The organism is Nocardia sp. NPDC005825, assembly GCF_040630175.1.
GTDB lineage: Bacteria > Actinomycetota > Actinomycetes > Mycobacteriales > Mycobacteriaceae > Nocardia.
In genome coordinates, this window is sequence record NZ_JBEXXC010000004.1 from 1 (window position 1) to 15,663 (window position 15,663).

Consider the following 15,663-nt stretch of genomic DNA (forward strand, 5'->3'; position numbering starts at 1 on the left):
CCGGGCAGGTCGTCCAGTCCCGGCACCGGCACGAAATACGGTGCGACGGGCCGCTTCAGGAACTCCATGTCGCCGTCGGCGCCGGCGCGTCTGCGCCGGTGGACTTCCGGTCCCCTCTTCCGAGGTCAGTTGGCGGTGAGCACCAGGCCCGAGGTCGGGACGCCGGTGCCGGCGGTCACCACGATGTTCTCCAGGCCCTGGACCTGGTTGACCGAGGTGCCGCGGATCTGGCGCACGCCCTCGGCGATGCCGTTCATGCCGTGGATGTAGGCCTCACCGAGCTGGCCGCCGTGCGTGTTCAGCGGCAGCCGGCCGCCGATCTCGATGGCGCCGTCGGCGATGAAGTCCTTGGCCTCACCGCGACCACAGAAGCCCAGCTCCTCGAGCTGCATCAGCACGAACGGGGTGAAGTGGTCGTAGAGGATGCCCGCCTGCATGTCCTCCGGACGCAGACCGGACTGCGCCCACAGCTGGTCGCCGACCAGGCCCATCTCCGGCAGACCCGTCATGCCGTCGCGGTAGTAGCTGGTCATGACGTACTGGTCGGCACCCGAACCCTGGGCGGCGCCCGCGATCAGCGCGGGCTTGTTGGGCAGATCCTTGGCCCGCTCCGCGGAGGTGATGACGATGGCGACGCCGCCGTCGGTCTCCTGGCAGCAGTCCAGCAGGTGCAGCGGCTCGGCGATGTAGCGCGAGGCCTGGTGCTCCTCGAGGGTGATCGGCTTGCCGTAGAAGTGGGCCGCCGGGTTCACCGCCGCGTGTTTGCGGTCGGCCACCGCGATACGGCCGAAATCCTCACTGCGCGCGCCGTACACGTGCATGTAGCGGCGGGCCACCATGGCCACCTGCGCGGCCGGGGTGCCCAGGCCGTGGGTGTAGGAGAAGCCGTTGTCCACGCCCGAGGAGCTCGGGTTGCCGGTCGCCAGGTGAGTGGCGAACTGGCCGAAGCGGTTTCCGGAGCGCTCGTTGAACGCGCGGTACGCCACGACGACATCCGCGATCCCGGTCGCCACCGCCATGGCGGCGTGCTGCACGGTCGCGGCGGCCGCGCCACCGCCGAACGGGATGTTGGAGAAGAACTTCAGGGACGGGATACCGGTGGCACGCGCGACGGCGGCCTGGGTATTGGTGTCCATGGTGAAGGTCGTCAGGCCGTCCACGTCGGCGGGGGTCAGGCCCGCGTCGGCGAGGGCGGCGGTGACCGCCTCGGCGGCCAGACGCAGTTCACTGCGGCCGGAGTCCTTGGAGAAGTCGGTCGCGCCGATGCCGACGATCGCGGCCGCGCGGCTCAGCCCGGTCACTGTGCCTCCTGCAGGGAGATAACGGCTTTCGCCGTGATGTGGTCGCCGAGCGAATCCTTGCCGACCACGTCGATGGTGACGGTCGAGCCCTCGACGGCCGAGACGGTGCCGGACAGGGTGAGGGTGTCACCCGCGTACAGCGGCACGCCCAGGCGCAGCGACAGCGACTTGACCAGGGCCGTCGGGCCCGCCCAGTCGGTCACGAACCGCTGCACCAGACCGGTGTCGGTGAGGATGTTGACGAAGATGTCCTTCGAGCCGCGCGCCAGCGCCTTGTCGCGGTCGTGGTGCACGTCCTGGAAGTCGCGGGTGGCCAGCGCCGTCGACACGATGAACGTGGTGTCGGCGTGGATCACCAACTCCGGCAACGTGGTTCCGACCTGGACGGCCGACAGTTCGACAGTCGTCATTTCACGGCCTTCCAGTAGGGCACGGTGTTGTCGTCGTCGAGCTTCAGGAACGCCGCCTCGACCGGCATGCCGACCTCGACGTCGGCCGGGTCGACCCCGGTCAGCTCGCCGAGCATGCGCACGCCCTCCTCCAGCTCGACCAGGGCGACGATGTACGGCAGCTGCCGTCCCGGCACCCGGGGCGCGTGGTGCACCACGAAGCTGAAGACGGTGCCGCGGCCCGAGGTCACCACGTAGTCGGTGGGCTCCGAGTGGTGCTTCCACAGCGCGGGCACCGGCGGGTGCTGCAGGGTGCCGTCGGGCCGCTGCTGGATGCGCAGCTCCCCGGCCTTGACGCCCTCCCAGTAGAACTCGGTGTCCTTGGAGACGGTCGGCCGCACCCGCTTGGCGAGATCCTCGGCCGAGACATCACCGGAAGCCTCGGGGGCCTCGGTCTTTCCGGTTCCGGGCGCGAACTTCAGCATCCGGAACTTCATCTCGGTGACCAGTTCGTCGCCCACGTACCAGTTGGTGAGGTAGGTGGTGAACCAGCCGTCGCCGAGCCCGGTCTTCTTGGGGCCCACGATGTCGCCGATGCTGGAACGCACCGTCACCTGCTCGCCGAGCTGCAGGTAGCGGTGGTAGACCTGCTCGCAGTTGGTGGCGACCACCGAGGTGAAGCCGGCCGCGTCGAACAGCTCGTTGGTGCGGGTCATCGGGTCGTCGTCGGCGCGGACGCCGCCCAGGCCCAGCATGGTCCACACCTGCGCCATGGCCGGCGGGGCCACGATGCCGGGGTGCCCGGCCGCCTGCGCGGCGGCCTCGTCCACATAGATCGGGTTGGCGTCGCCGAGGGCCTCGACCCAGTTGTTGATCATCGGCTGGTTGATCGGGTCGCGGCCCGCGCGGGGCGCGGACTCGCCGTCGGCCTTGATCTTCTCCAGGCCGTCGCGGATCTCGTCGGCCGTGAAACTCTTCGTCACGCTCTGCTCCTCTGCGATCTAGCGCGGCACCCGCGGCAGCCGCAGGCCCATCTGGGCGATCAGCTCGCGCATGACCTCGTTGACACCGCCACCGAAGGTCACCACCAGGTTCTGCTTGGTGCGGCGGTCCAGCCAGACCAGCAGCTCGGCGGTGGCCGGGTCGGCGGGATCACCGAAGCGGCCCACGATCTCCTCGGCCAGGCGGCCGGCTTCCTGCAGCGCCTCGGTGGAGAACACCTTGGTCGCCGAGGCGTCGGCGATCACGTCGCGCGGATCGGCGTCGGGGCGTTCCATATTGGAGGCCACCTGCCAGTTCAGCAGTTCGTTGAGCCGGGTCATGGCATGCAGGCGGCCCAGCGAGCGGCGCACCTCGGCCTGACCGAGCACGCCCTGCTTCTGCGCCCACTCGCGCACCCGCTCGTAGAGCTGCTCGATCTTGCCGGACGGGCCCAGGCTGACCCGCTCGTGGTTGAGCTGGGTGGTGATCAGCTTCCAGCCGCCGTCGACCTCGCCGACGACCATGTTCGCGGGGACGCGGACATTGTCGAAGTAGGTGGCGTTGGTGTGGTGCGCGCCGTCGGCGGTGATGATCGGCGTCCAGGAGTAGCCCGGGTCCTTGGTGTCCACGATCAGGATCGTGATGCCCTTGTGCCGGGACTCCACGGTGCCGGTGCGGACGGCCAGCCAGACGTAGTCGGCCTCGTGCGCGCCGGTGGTGAAGATCTTCTGGCCGTTGACGATCCAGTCGCCGTTGGCATCGCGCACCGCGGAGGTGCGCAGCGCCGCCAGGTCGGTGCCGGCGTCCGGCTCGGAGTAGCCGATGGCGAAATGCACGTCACCGGTGAGGATTCCGGGCAGGAACTTCTGCTTCTGCTCCTCGGTGCCGTACGACTGCAGCGCCGGGCCGACGGTCAGCAGCGTCACCAGGGGCACGGGCACGTCCGCCCGGACCGCCTCGTTGTAGAAGATCTGCTGTTCCAGCGGACCGAAGCCCTGGCCGCCGTACTCCTTGGGCCAGCCGACGCCGAGCTTGCCGTCGCGGCCCATGCGCTTGACCACCGCGCGGTAGGCGTCACCGTGCCGGTTCACCAGCATCTCGGCCTCCTCTTCGGGAGTCACGAGACCGGTGAAGTACGAGCGCAATTCGTCGCGCAGTTGCCGCTGTTCCGCGGTCAGTTCGATGAACATCTGGCTCCCAAACGGTCCAGCCGGAACGATTCGCCGCCGAGCCAGCGGGCGATGTCCTTGGCCTGTGAGTAGTAGCGGTGCAGCGGGTGGGTGATGTCGACGCCCAGGCCGCCGTGCAGGTGGTGACACTGCTGCATGGCCGCGGGCAGTTCCGAGGCCACCGTGTACGCCAGCACGTCGAGATCGTCGTCGATCCGCTCCAGGTGCTCCGTGCCGGAGTCTTCCTGGGCCAGCGCCCACGCCACGGACAGCGCGGCCACGGACAGCGTCCGCGAGACCACGTACACGTCCGCGATCTGCTGGGCCACCGCCTGGAATTCGGCCAGCGCGCGGCCGAACTGCCGACGGGTCCGCAGGTGCTCGGCGGTCAGCGAGACGACGCCCTTGAGCAGGCCGTCGGCCACCGCGCCCAGGCCCGCCAGCGCGTACCGGTGCAGCTCGGTCAGCCCGCCGGGCAGGAGCTGCTCGGCCGGGATCGCGACACCGTCGAAGCGGACCGAGAACTCCGGCACGCCATCGGACGTGGGGCTCGCGACGCGGGTGATGCCGGGGGCGTCACCGTCGACCACGGCGATGCCGTTGTCGGTCGGCACCAGGATCCAGCGGGCGGTGTCGGCGTAGGGCACCGCCACCTTCTGCCCGGTGACGCGCACGGTCGCGCCGTCGCTCACCGCGGTGGTCTCGGGCTTCACCGTGAACGGCGCGCCGGTCTCGTGCAGGGCCGCGGTCAGCACCGCGCCCTCGGCCACGGCCGGGAAGACCTTCCCCGCCAAGGCATCCGGCACGCCGATCGCCTTCAGCGGGAGCACGCCGAACGCGAGCGTGGCCAGGGCGGGCACCTGCGCGGCGTCGGTGGCCAGCTCGGTGAGCATGGCCGAGACCTCGAGCAGACCCATATCGTCGCCGCCGAAGCGTTCGGGCAGCGGCACGGCCAGCAGACCGCTCTCCGCGATGATGGGCCAGAGCGCGATATCGCGTGCGCTTTCACGCTCCAGCAAACTTACGACAACCTCGGCGACAGCGTCCTGGCTCTCGTCCCTGGTGAAGTCCAATTCAATGCTCCCGGTTAAGTGTGGGCTAGCTGCTCGACTCGCGAGGCAGCCCGAGAATCCGTTCACCGGCGACGGTCAACAGAATCTGTTCGGTACCGCCAGCAATCGACAAACAGCGTGTGAGCAGGAATTCCTTCACCACAGGGGTTTCCAGAGCGCCCGCGACACCGGACAATTCGACGGCGAACTCGGCCACCGCCTGCCGGTGCCTGACACCGACCAGTTTGCGCACACTGCTCTCGGCGGCGGGGTCCCCGCCGGTCAGCAGCTTCCGGGCCGCACGGGCCTCCAACAATGTTCCCGCAACCGACTCCGCGACGAGTCCGCCGAGCCGATCCGCGACCAGTTCGGCGCCCGGGCCCGACACGGGCGCGGCGGCGATCAACGCCTCCAGCTCGTCGCCGATTCCCTTGCCGCCCATGGCCACCCGCTCCGCCGACAGCGTCGACCGCGCGATCTTCCAGCCATTGCCGAGCTCGCCGACCAGGCAGTCGTCCGGCACGAAGACGTCGTCGAGGAACACCTCGTTGAAGCGCGCCTCACCGGTGATCTCCACCAGCGGCCGGATGTCCAGCCCCGCGCTCTTCATGTCGACCAGGAAGTAGCTGATGCCCTTGTGCTTCGGCGCGGACGCGTCGGTGCGGGCCAGGCAGATACCCCAGGTGGCGCGATCGGCCAGCGAGGTCCACACCTTCTGGCCGCGCAGCTTCCAGCCGCCCTCGACCCGCTCGGCCACCGTGCGCAGCGCCGCCAGGTCCGAACCGGCGCCCGGCTCGGAGAAGAGCTGGCACCAGATGACCTCGCCGGTCAGCGTCGGCAGGGCGTAGCGCTCGATCTGCTCGGGGGTGCCCCACTGCAGCAGGGTCGGGATCGCCCAGTTGGCGATCGCGATGTCCGGCAGCGTGATCCCGGCCTTGCGGACCTGGTCGTCGAGGCGGGTGCGCAGCAGCGGGCCGGCGCCGCGACCGTAGGGCGCGGGCCAGTGCGACGCGATCAGTCCGGCCTCGGCCAGCGCCAGGCGCTGCTCGGTCTCGGGCAGCGCCGCGATCTTGGCCAGGTCGGCTTCCAGCACGGCCGCCTCGGCGGCGTCCAAACCGCCCGTCTCCCACTCCGATTCGGCCTCGCCGCCGAGGTCGATGCCGACGGTGCGGCGCACGCCCGCCAGGGTGAGCTCGGTGACCCGGCCCCGCCAGCGCGCGGTGCCGCCCAGCAGCTGCCGCAGCGCAGTGGCGCGGCGCAGGTACAGGTGGGCGTCGTGTTCCCAGGTGAAGCCGATGCCGCCCAGGACCTGGATGCAGTCCTTGGCGTTCTCGACCGCGGCGTCAAGGGACATCGACAGCGCGACGGCGGCGGCCAGCGGGAGCTCGGCGCTCCCGGCGTCCGCGGCGGCGGCGGCATCGGCGGCCACCGCGCGAATCTGCTCGACCCGGCACAGCATCCAGGCGCAGATGTGCTTGACGGCCTGGAACTCGCCGATCCGGCGGCCGAACTGCTCGCGCACCTTCGCGTACTCGGTGGCGGTCTCCAGGGCCCAGCCCGCGATGCCCGCCAGTTCGGCGGCGACCAGGGTGGCGGCCAGGTCCAGCACCGAGAAGCCGGGCTCGAACAGCCGGTCTGCGGCCACGGTGACCTCGGCGCAGACCACGCGGGACAGCGGCACGCTCTGGTCGATCGCGTCCAGCGGCTCGACGGTCAGTCCGGTGGCGCCGGCGTCGATCAGCGCCCACAGGTGGCGGTCGCCGTCACGGACCGGAACCAGCACGGCGGTTCCCGGCGCGGCGCCGGGAACCGAGTCCCACTCACCGGACACCACGGCGCCCGAGGCGCTCGCCGAGATCGCGATTTCGCCCTCGAGCGCGACGCCGCATGGCGTAGTCTCGTCGAGCGCCTCGCCGACGACGAGACCTGCCAGCGCCGTCGCGAGAACCGGTCCGCCGACGAGGTCGTGCGCCGCCTGTTCGATCAGGACGGCCAGGTCCCCGACGGTACCGCCCGCACCCCCGGCCTCTTCCGGAACCGCGACCCGGAAAACCCCGAGATCGGCCAGGCGCGGCCAGTATTCGTGCCAGAAATCTGGTGCGCCGGAGCGCATTGTTGCAATTGGTCGCACTGCCGACGCCCATCCGCGCATCGACTCCTGGACGGCTTTATGCTCGTCAGTGGTGGCTATGGTCACAACCCCTACCTTCTTCCCGGCGTGACTTCCACTCCTAGAACATGTTCTAATGTTCGAGCCGGGCGGAAGTCAAGCGCCGTCCCGACGACGCGGTACGAACTCGTGCCCGGCGCGTGTCTGCCGGGTGAGATGAACCGAACGATTCGTGCGAAAGGACTTTCAACCGATGGCCAGTCCCTCCCGATCGCAGGCCGCCGACGGGGCGCCCGGTGGACGCACCGCGCCCGTCACCACCCTCAGCGAGGAGGATCTGAGCTCGGCGGCCCAGCGCGACCGGCGTAAACGCATCCTCGACGCGACCCTCGCCCTCGCCTCCAAGGGCGGCTACGACGCGGTCCAGATGCGGGCCGTCGCCGAACGCGCGGACGTCGCCGTCGGCACGCTCTACCGGTACTTCCCGTCCAAGGTGCACCTGCTGGTGTCCGCCCTGGCCCGGGAGTTCGAGTCCTTCGAGGGCCGCCGCAAGCCGCTGGCCGGGGCCACCCCGCAGGAGCGCATGCACCTGCTGCTCACCCAGGTCACCCGGGCCATGCAGCGCGACCCGCTGCTCACCGAGGCCATGACCCGCGCCTTCATGTTCGCCGACGCGTCCGCGGCCGCCGAGGTCGACCGGGTCGGCAAGGTGATGGACCGGTTCTTCGCCCGCGCCCTGTCCGACGAGATCCCCAGCGACCGCCAGCTCGCCATCGCCCGCGTCATCTCCGATGTGTGGCTGTCGAATCTGGTCGCCTGGCTGACCCGTCGCGCGTCCGCCACGGACGTCACCGAGCGCCTGGAGCTGACCGTCGATCTGCTCATCGGCGGCGACAAGGAGTAGCGAACGCACTACTGCGTTCGCGAAGCGAGACGGGCTGCCCGGTCCGGAGAGCCGGGCAGCCCGTTGGCATTTCCGGGGTCCGGGTTTGCTGGAACAGCGCTGGTCAGCCAGGGTGAACAGCGGGCAATCCGGGTGTGTCTCACACACGGCGTGATCGACGCGAAAGTGTCTTGTAAACGCTATGTATCACCGCACACACGAGCGGGCAATCAAGACCCAGTAGCATCACTCGCGCCCTGAAAAATCTCCTCCGATCACTAGGTTGGATGCGTGAGCGCACAGGATTTGTCACTCGAACTTCGCCGTGCCCTGTCGGCCATCGCCCGCGTGCCACGGTTGCTGGTCGCTTCGGACTACGACGGGACCATCGCGCCCATCGTCTCCGACCCGGCCAAGGCCTATCCCCATCGAGAATCGGTGAACGCCTTACGCGCTCTCGCCGGACTCAGCGGCACCACGGCTGCCGTCATCTCCGGCCGGGCGCTGCGAGATCTCGCGGCGTTGTCCCGGCTTCCCGTCGAGGTACAGCTGATCGGTAGTCACGGTTCGGAATTCGATGTCGGCTTCGTGCACGCCATCGACAACGACGCGAAACAGCTACTGCAAGAGGTCACTTCGACCCTGACGCAGATCGCTCAGGACAACCCGGGCGCCTCGGTCGAGATCAAACCCGCCAGCGTGGCCCTGCACGTCCGCAATGCCAGCCCCGAAATCGGCCGTCGCGCACTGGTTCAGGTGCGTCAGGGTCCGGCCAGCTGGGTCGGCGTGCAGACCACCGAGGGCAAGGAAGTCATCGAGCTCGCGGTCGTCGAGACCGACAAGGGCGCGGCCCTCGACATCGTCCGGCACCAGCAGGGCGCCTCCGCGGCACTGTTCATCGGCGACGACGTGACCGACGAGAAGGCGTTCAAGCGCCTCTCCGGACCCGACGTCGGCATCAAGGTCGGTGACGGCGAGTCCCTCGCGAAATACCATGTGGCCAGCACCGAGGAGGTGTCGAAGGCGCTGGCGTTCCTACTCGAGGAGCGCCGCACATGGTTGGCAGGTGCCTCGGCCCCTCGAATCGAGCGGCTGACCATGCTGGCCAGCCCTCGCTCCAAAGCCCTTGTCACACCGGACGGCACCGTCACCTGGCTGTGCCACCCCGAACCCGACTCCGCCGCCGTCTTCGCCCACCTGCTGGGCGGACCGGGCGCGGGGCACTTCACCATTCAGCCCGAGCGCGCGGGGCTGCCGCTGTCGCAGCGGTACGTCGACGGCACCATGACCGTCGAAACCCGTTGGTCCAGTTTGCAGGTCGTGGACTACCTGCCGCACGACGTGGTCCCCGAGCGCACCGACCTCACCCGCGTGATCACCGGTGACGCCAAGGCGGTCATCACCTTCGCGCCCCGGCCCGAATTCGGGCAGGTGCCGGTGCGGCTGGTGCACGCCACTGGCGGGCTCAAGCTCGAGGGCACCAACGATCCGATGGTGCTGCGCTCCCCCGGCGTCGAGTGGGAGATCATCGACGAGGGCAACCACCACACCGCTCGCGCGGTGGTGGACCCCTCCGAGGGTCCGGTCGTGCTCGAACTGCGCTGCGGCACCTCCGATCTCGCGCCCGCCATGCGGCCCGAGGCGGACCGCCGCCGCGAGGCCGAGCGCCACTGGGCGGATTGGGTCGGCACCCTCGAACTGCCGCCGCTCAAGCCCGACCTGATGAAGCGCTCCGCGCTCACCCTGCGCGGACTGGTGCACGCGCCGTCCGGGTCCATCCTGGCCGCGGCCACCACCTCGCTGCCCGAGGACATCGGCGGCGTGCGCAACTGGGACTACCGCTACTGCTGGCTGCGCGACGCCTCGCTGACCGCGTCCGCACTGGTCTCGCTGGGCTCCACCGGCGAGGCCGAGGAACTGCTGGCCTGGGTGCACCGGGTGCTCGAGACGCTGCCCGGACCCGAGCGGCTGCACCCGCTGTACACCCTCTACGGCGAGACCCTGCCGCCCGAGGCCGTCATCGACCAGCTGCCCGGCTACGCCGGCTCGCGGCCGGTGCGCGTCGGCAACGCGGCGAACATGCAGGTCCAGCTGGACGTGTTCGGGCCCATCGTGGACCTCATCTCACAGCTCGCGCACACCCGGGAACGCCAGGGCATCAACGATCCCGCCAAGGCGCTGCCGGACGCGGACTGGGAGTTGGTGCACGCCATGGTGTCCGCGGTGCAGCGGCGCTGGCGCGAGGCCGACCACGGCATCTGGGAGATCCGCGGCAATCCGCGCCACCACGTGTACTCGAAGGTCATGGGCTGGCTGACGGTGGACCGGGCGCTCACCCTGGCCAAGCAGTTCGGCCGCCCGGCCGATCCGGAGTGGGCGCCGCTGCGCGACACCATCGCCGACGAGGTCAAGGCCGAGGGCTGGAACGACGAAGTCCAGTCCTACACAGCGGCTTACGACGGCACCGACCTGGACGCCGCCACCCTGCACATCGGGTTGAGCGGGCTGATCGAGCCCTCCGACCCGCGCTTCGCGGCGACCGTGGTGGCCACCGAGGCGGAGCTGCGCAGCGGGTCGACGGTGTACCGGTACCACCACGACGACGGGCTGCCCGGCGGCGAGGGCGGGTTCCACCTGTGCGCCGCGTGGCTGGTCGAGGCGTATCTGCTGATCGGCAAGCGGGAGGACGCGGAGGCGTTGTTCGCGCAGCTGGTGGATGTGGCGGGACCGACCGGTCTGCTCTCCGAGGAGTACGACCCGGTCGCCGAACGCTCGCTCGGCAACCACCCGCAGGCCTACAGCCACCTCGGTCTGCTGCGCTGCGCGCAGTTGCTGAGCCAGCCGGTCGCGGCCTTCACCAGTCACTGACCTGAGGATTCGATAGTTCCGAAAGACCCGGAGAGCAGGTTGCTCTCCGGGTCTTTCGTGTCGCGGACCACATCCGCGGATCGGGGCTAGGGACTCGCCCGGGGCGTGCGCTACATTCAAATGGCAATCGTTTTCGTTATTGATAAGCCGTAGTGCCAGGAGTGCCCCGCGTGACCAGAAGCTCTGCCCGAGGATTCGCCGTGTTCGCCGCAGGACTCGCGACCGTCGCCACCCTGACCGCCTGCGGCAGCACCAAGACCTCGGACCAGCTCACCGTCATCGCGTCCACCAATGTCTGGGGCGACATCACCCGGGCCGTCGCCGGACCCGACGTGAAGGTCGAATCGATCATCGACGACCCCGCGGTGGACCCGCACTCGTTCGAGGTCACCCCCGCCGACGCCGCCCGGATCACCGACGCCGCGCTCGTCGTCTACAACGGCGGCCACTACGACGAATTCATCGACAAGGCCATCGCGGGCCGGAACAAGAAGACCGTCAACGCCTTCGACATCGCCACCGAGAGCGACCACGCCCACGAGAGCGCTTCCGGCGCACCGACATCCGACAAGACCGAGGCCGCCGGTCACGACCACGAGGCCAACGAGCACGTCTGGTACGACGTGCACCAGGTCAGCCACGTCGCCGCGCACATCGCCGCGGCCCTCGGCGCCGTCGACCCCGCCCACCAGCAGGACTACACCGACCGCGCCGCCGCGTTCACCGCGAAACTCGCGCCCGTCGAGGCCATCGCCGCCAAGATCGCCGCCGAGCACCCGAACCAGCCGGTCCTGCAGACCGAACCGCTGGCCGCGTACCTGCTCACCGCCGCCAAGGCCGATGACAAGACCCCGCGCGCCTTCCAGGAGGCCATCGAACAGGGCACCGACCCGTCCCCCGCCGACGTGGCCGCCGTCCGGGACCTGGTGAACGCCAAGCGGGTTCGCGCCCTCGTCTACAACATCCAGACCGAGGACAAGCTCACCAAGGACCTCCGCGCCGCCGCCGACAAGTCCGGCGTCGCCGTCGTCGAGGTCACCGAAACCCTCCCCCAGGGCCTGGACTACGTCACCTGGATGACGAACAACGCCCAGTCCCTCGCCAAGGCTCTCGCATAAACACCCGCAGCACCGCCGGATCCGGGAGGACCACCATGACCGCGAAGCCCGCGACCAACCCCGGGGTCACCACCCCCAAGGCCGGTTGCGCCCTCACCGGAGCCCGCCCCCGCACCCCCGGGCGCTCCGGTCGCGCGGAACCGACCCGGGCCGTGGCCGCACCCCAGCCGGAAACCGTGCGGCGCCAAGGCGTCCCCGCGGTACGACTATCGGGCGCACGGCTGGCGTTCGGCGAACGGACGCTGTGGGACGGACTGGACCTCGAGGTCCAGCCGGGCGAATTCATCGCGGTGCTCGGCCCCAACGGGTCCGGGAAGACCTCCCTCATGCGCATGCTGCTGGGGCAGCTGGGGTTGACCGCCGGAACCGCCGAGATCGCGGGATCGCCGGTGCGCGTGGGCAACCCGGATATCGGCTACGTGCCGCAGCAGAAGACCATCGAAGGCGGCGGGCAGCTGCGCGGCGTGGATCTGGTCGGCCTCGGCGTCGACGGGCACCGGTGGGGACTCGGGCTGCGCGGGCGCAAGGAACGCAAACGGAAAGTGGCCGAGGCGATCTCGGCGGTCGGGGCGGAACACTTCGCGCACGCGCCGCTGGACGCGCTGTCCGGCGGCGAACAGCAGCGGCTGCGGGTCGCGCAGGCGCTCGCGGGTGACCCCAAGGTGCTGTTGTGCGACGAGCCGCTGCTGTCGCTGGATCTGGCGAATCAGCGACTGGTGTCGGAGCTCATCGATCGGCGGCGGCGCAGCCACGAGACCGCCGTGCTGTTCGTGACCCACGAGATCAATCCCATTCTGCCGCTGGTGGATCGGGTGCTGTACCTGGTGGACGGGAAGTTCCGGATCGGGACGCCCGACGAGGTGATGACCTCCGAGACGCTCTCCGAGCTCTACGGCACCGAGGTCGACGTGCTGCGGGTGCGCGGCCGCCTGGTCGTGGTCGGCACCGGCGACGCCATGGACGCGCTCGGCGAATCCGGCGCGGCCCACTGCCAGCCGGAGGTGCGGGCCTGATGGAGAAGCTGTCCAAGCTGTTCTCACAGCTGTTCGACGTGTCCACCACCACGCATCTGCTGGGCTACGACTTCGTGCAGCAGGCGGTGATCGCCGCCGCGCTGCTGGGCCTGCTGGCCGGGGCCATCGGACCGCTCATCATCAGCCGCCAGATGTCGTTCGCCGTGCACGGCACCAGCGAGCTGTCGCTGACCGGCGCGGCCGCCGCGCTGCTCGCCGGGATCGGGGTGGGCGTCGGCGCGATCATCGGGTCGGTGGTGGCGGCCGTGCTGTTCGGCGTGCTCGGATCCCGGGCCCGCGAACGGGATTCGGTGATCGCGGTGGTGCTGTCCTTCGGCCTCGGTCTGTCGGTGCTGTTCCTGTGGCTCGGCCCCGAACGCGCGGGCTCCAAGTTCTCGCTGCTCACCGGCCAGGTGGTGAGCGTCGGCAACTCCGGTCTCGGGCTGCTGGCCACCTGCACGGCCGCGGTACTGGTGGTGCTGGCCGCCGTCTACCGGCCGTTGCTGTTCGCCAGCGCCGACCCGGAAGTCGCTGTCGCGCGCGGGGTTCCGGTGCGGGCGCTGTCGATCGTGTTCGCGGTGCTGCTCGGTGTGACGGCCGCCTTCGGCGTGCAGATCGTGGGCGCGCTGCTGGTGCTGTCGCTGCTCATCACGCCCGCCGCGGCGGCCGCGCAGCTCACCGCGAGCCCGGCCCGGGTGGCGGTGCTGTCGATCGTGTTCGCCGAGATCGCCGCGGTCGGAGGCATTCTGCTGTCGCTGGCCCCCGGCGTCCCGATCTCGACCTTCGTCACCACCATCTCGTTCACCATCTACCTGATCTGCCGGGTGGTCGGGTCCCGCACCCGCAATCGGCGCACGGCCCTGGTCGCCGCCTGAGTTTCGCGGCGATCCCGCGAAACCGGCCACACCCCACCCGATCTGCCGCATGAGGGGCGGCAGATCGTGCCCGCTCGCCCGTCCCGGTTCGTCACGCATCGGCCCGGGACGGGCGGCGCGGGGTCAGCTCCCCTCGCCCGCCAGCGCGAACAAGCCGTCGGGAGTCTGCTCGATGAGACCGTCGACCAGCAGCGAATCCAGCGCCCGGTCCCGCTGGCCCGGATCGCGAGTCCAGGCCAGGTCCAGGCGAACCCGCTCCACCGGCCCCGACGAATCCCGCAGCACATCGAGCAGCCGTCCGCGCGCCTGACGGTCGGTGCCCTCGTACTTCTGCACCTTGCGCACCACCTCCGAGGCCGGACGGCCCGCCGACACCCACGCGCACGCGGGCAGCGGGCAGCGCTCGCAGTCCGGGGTCCGGGCGGTGCAGACCAGCGCGCCCAGCTCCATCAGGGCCGCCGACATGACCGCGGCCCGATCGACCCGCGCGGGCAACAGTTCCTCGGTCTCGGCCAGATCGCGGGCCGCCGGATTGCCGGCCTCGGCCCGCCCGTGCACGGCTCGCGCCACCACCCGGCGAACATTGGTGTCCACCACCGGAACTCGCTGCCCGTACGCGAAACACGCGACCGCGCGGGCGGTGTACGCCCCGATGCCCGGCAGGCCCAGCAGCACATCCACATCGGCGGGCACCTCGTCACCGTGCTCGGCGGCCAGCACCTGCGCGCACTCGTGCAGCCGCAGCGCCCGCCGCGGATACCCGAGCTTGCCCCAGGCGCGCAGCACCTCACCCTGCGGCGCGGCCGCCATCGCCGACGGCACCGGCCAGCGCGCCACCCACTCCCGCCAGATCGGCTCCACCCGAACCACGGGCGTCTGCTGCAACATGATCTCGCTCATCAGGATCTGCCACGCGGTGACACCCGGCCGCCGCCACGGCAGGTCCCGAGCAGTCTCCTCGTACCAGTCGATCAGCACATCGCTGTCCACATCCGCCTCCTCCCGCATGGCGTGCAGGCTGTTTCGACCGATGAGAAACGCCCGCGCGCCGTCACGCGCGATGGTATCCATGTCGAGGAGGCCGGGCTCCCCCCACCCGGCGTGCCCCTCGCGGCACCGAGCCCGGCGCGTCGGGCAGCTCACCGAGGCCGCCCCGACATGGTCGGCCCGTCTTTGCCGGACCGTAACGCCATGGACTCGCCGGTAACCGAGGGGCTATGGAAAATAGGTCACATGCCGCATAACAACCCGATCAGTGCGTGGAAAGCCCTGCGCGAAGGCAATGAACGCTTCGTCAACGGCCAGTTGCGGCACCCTAGCCAAGGCGCGATCGACCGGGCCAAGCTCGTCGACGGACAGCAGCCCGGCGCGGTGTTGTTCGGCTGCGGCGACTCTCGCGTCGCCGCCGAGATCATCTTCGATCAGGGCCTCGGCGACATGTTCGTGGTGCGCACCGCCGGCCATGTCATCGACGCCTCCGTGCTGGGCTCCATCGAATACGGCGTGCAGGTCCTGAACGTGCCGCTCATCGTGGTTCTCGGCCACGACAGCTGCGGCGCGGTCCGGGCCACCATCGACGCCCTCGACCACGGCAATGTGCCCGGCGGCTTCATCCGCTCGGTCGTCGAACGCGTCACCCCGTCCATCCTGATCGGCCGCCGCGAGGGCCTGGAGGGCGTCGACGAACTCGAGGCCCGGCACGTCGAGGAGACCGCCCGCCTGCTCATGCAGCGGTCGATGATCATCTCCCAGCGGGTCGCCACCGGCGAGTGCGCCATCGCCTGCGTCACCTACAACCTCGGCGAAGGCCAGATCAAGCTGCACCGCGTCATCGGCAATATCGGCGAAGTGGTCTGACCCGCCGCGGGGGCCGGAATTTACCGGCCCCGTAGCCGCTTTCGCGA

Annotated in this window: 13 protein-coding genes; 6 read left to right on the forward strand and 7 right to left on the reverse strand. The window is 70.1% G+C overall.

Annotated elements, in window-relative coordinates; all coding sequences use genetic code 11:
• Positions 1-125 precede the first annotated feature (125 nt).
• From ABZ382_RS12235 to ABZ382_RS12260, 6 genes are read right to left on the reverse strand one after another with little or no spacing between them, the layout of a single operon-like run.
• Positions 126-1,301: a lipid-transfer protein gene (locus tag ABZ382_RS12235; protein WP_357087378.1), complete on the reverse strand. Its 1,176-nt coding sequence runs from the start codon at positions 1,299-1,301 to the stop codon at positions 126-128.
• Complete coding sequence (locus ABZ382_RS12240; RefSeq protein WP_357087381.1) at positions 1,298-1,711, reverse strand: MaoC family dehydratase; 414 nt, start codon at positions 1,709-1,711, stop codon at positions 1,298-1,300. The genes ABZ382_RS12235 and ABZ382_RS12240 overlap by 4 nt, the downstream gene beginning before the upstream one ends.
• A complete protein-coding gene (locus ABZ382_RS12245; protein WP_357087384.1) occupies positions 1,708-2,673 on the reverse strand; it encodes a bifunctional MaoC family dehydratase N-terminal/OB-fold nucleic acid binding domain-containing protein in 966 nt (321 codons plus the stop codon). The genes ABZ382_RS12240 and ABZ382_RS12245 overlap by 4 nt, the downstream gene beginning before the upstream one ends.
• 18 nt (positions 2,674-2,691) lie before the next feature.
• Entirely contained in the window at positions 2,692-3,861 is a 1,170-nt protein-coding gene (locus tag ABZ382_RS12250) for an acyl-CoA dehydrogenase family protein (protein WP_357087387.1), read from the reverse strand.
• Entirely contained in the window at positions 3,846-4,913 is a 1,068-nt protein-coding gene (locus ABZ382_RS12255; protein ID WP_357087390.1) for an acyl-CoA dehydrogenase family protein, read from the reverse strand. Before ABZ382_RS12255 ends, ABZ382_RS12250 begins: the two co-directional genes overlap by 16 nt.
• Before the next feature lie 25 nt (positions 4,914-4,938).
• The gene (locus ABZ382_RS12260) at positions 4,939-7,089 is read right to left on the reverse strand and encodes an acyl-CoA dehydrogenase (RefSeq protein WP_357087393.1); all 2,151 of its coding nucleotides are present in this window, start codon (positions 7,087-7,089) and stop codon (positions 4,939-4,941) included.
• A gap of 166 nt (positions 7,090-7,255) precedes the next feature.
• Here ABZ382_RS12260 and kstR point away from each other — a divergent pair, with 166 nt between their 5' ends.
• The 5 genes from kstR (at position 7,256) to ABZ382_RS12285 (ending at position 13,759) form a co-directional block, all read left to right on the forward strand.
• Entirely contained in the window at positions 7,256-7,906 is a 651-nt protein-coding gene (gene kstR / locus ABZ382_RS12265) for a cholesterol catabolism transcriptional regulator KstR (protein WP_357087396.1), read from the forward strand.
• Positions 7,907-8,176: 270 nt separating this feature from the next.
• Positions 8,177-10,753 (forward strand): trehalose-phosphatase, encoded by a 2,577-nt coding sequence (gene otsB, locus ABZ382_RS12270; protein ID WP_357087399.1) that lies wholly within the window; start codon positions 8,177-8,179, stop codon positions 10,751-10,753.
• Positions 10,754-10,923: 170 nt separating this feature from the next.
• Positions 10,924-11,871: a zinc ABC transporter substrate-binding protein gene (locus ABZ382_RS12275; protein WP_357087401.1), complete on the forward strand. Its 948-nt coding sequence runs from the start codon at positions 10,924-10,926 to the stop codon at positions 11,869-11,871.
• 35 nt (positions 11,872-11,906) lie between these two features.
• Positions 11,907-12,884, forward strand: coding sequence for a metal ABC transporter ATP-binding protein (locus ABZ382_RS12280; RefSeq protein WP_357087403.1), 978 nt, complete (start codon positions 11,907-11,909; stop codon positions 12,882-12,884).
• Positions 12,884-13,759: a metal ABC transporter permease gene (locus ABZ382_RS12285; protein ID WP_357087405.1), complete on the forward strand. Its 876-nt coding sequence runs from the start codon at positions 12,884-12,886 to the stop codon at positions 13,757-13,759. The genes ABZ382_RS12280 and ABZ382_RS12285 overlap by 1 nt, the downstream gene beginning before the upstream one ends.
• Positions 13,760-13,882: 123 nt before the next feature.
• Here ABZ382_RS12285 and ABZ382_RS12290 read toward each other — a convergent pair whose 3' ends face one another.
• Positions 13,883-14,767: an A/G-specific adenine glycosylase gene (locus tag ABZ382_RS12290; RefSeq protein WP_357088702.1), complete on the reverse strand. Its 885-nt coding sequence runs from the start codon at positions 14,765-14,767 to the stop codon at positions 13,883-13,885.
• 225 nt (positions 14,768-14,992) lie between these two features.
• Between ABZ382_RS12290 and ABZ382_RS12295 the strand changes: the two genes are divergently transcribed.
• Positions 14,993-15,616 carry a carbonic anhydrase gene (locus tag ABZ382_RS12295; RefSeq protein ID WP_357087408.1) on the forward strand — a complete coding sequence of 208 codons (624 nt, stop codon included), beginning with the start codon at positions 14,993-14,995 and terminating at the stop codon, positions 15,614-15,616.
• Positions 15,617-15,663: the final 47 nt, after the last annotated feature.

Excerpts from the sequence above, each read along its gene's own strand:
- ABZ382_RS12285 (WP_357087405.1), top strand. The coding sequence starts at position 12,884 with ATGGAGAAGCTGTCCAAGCTGTTCTCACAGCTGTTCGACGTGTCCACC.
- ABZ382_RS12280 (WP_357087403.1), top strand. The coding sequence starts at position 11,907 with ATGACCGCGAAGCCCGCGACCAACCCCGGGGTCACCACCCCCAAGGCC.
- ABZ382_RS12250 (WP_357087387.1), bottom strand. The coding sequence starts at position 3,861 with ATGTTCATCGAACTGACCGCGGAACAGCGGCAACTGCGCGACGAATTG.
- kstR (WP_357087396.1), top strand. The coding sequence starts at position 7,256 with ATGGCCAGTCCCTCCCGATCGCAGGCCGCCGACGGGGCGCCCGGTGGA.
- ABZ382_RS12290 (WP_357088702.1), bottom strand. The coding sequence starts at position 14,767 with ATGCGGGAGGAGGCGGATGTGGACAGCGATGTGCTGATCGACTGGTAC.
- ABZ382_RS12295 (WP_357087408.1), top strand. The coding sequence starts at position 14,993 with ATGCCGCATAACAACCCGATCAGTGCGTGGAAAGCCCTGCGCGAAGGC.
- ABZ382_RS12240 (WP_357087381.1), bottom strand. The coding sequence starts at position 1,711 with ATGACGACTGTCGAACTGTCGGCCGTCCAGGTCGGAACCACGTTGCCG.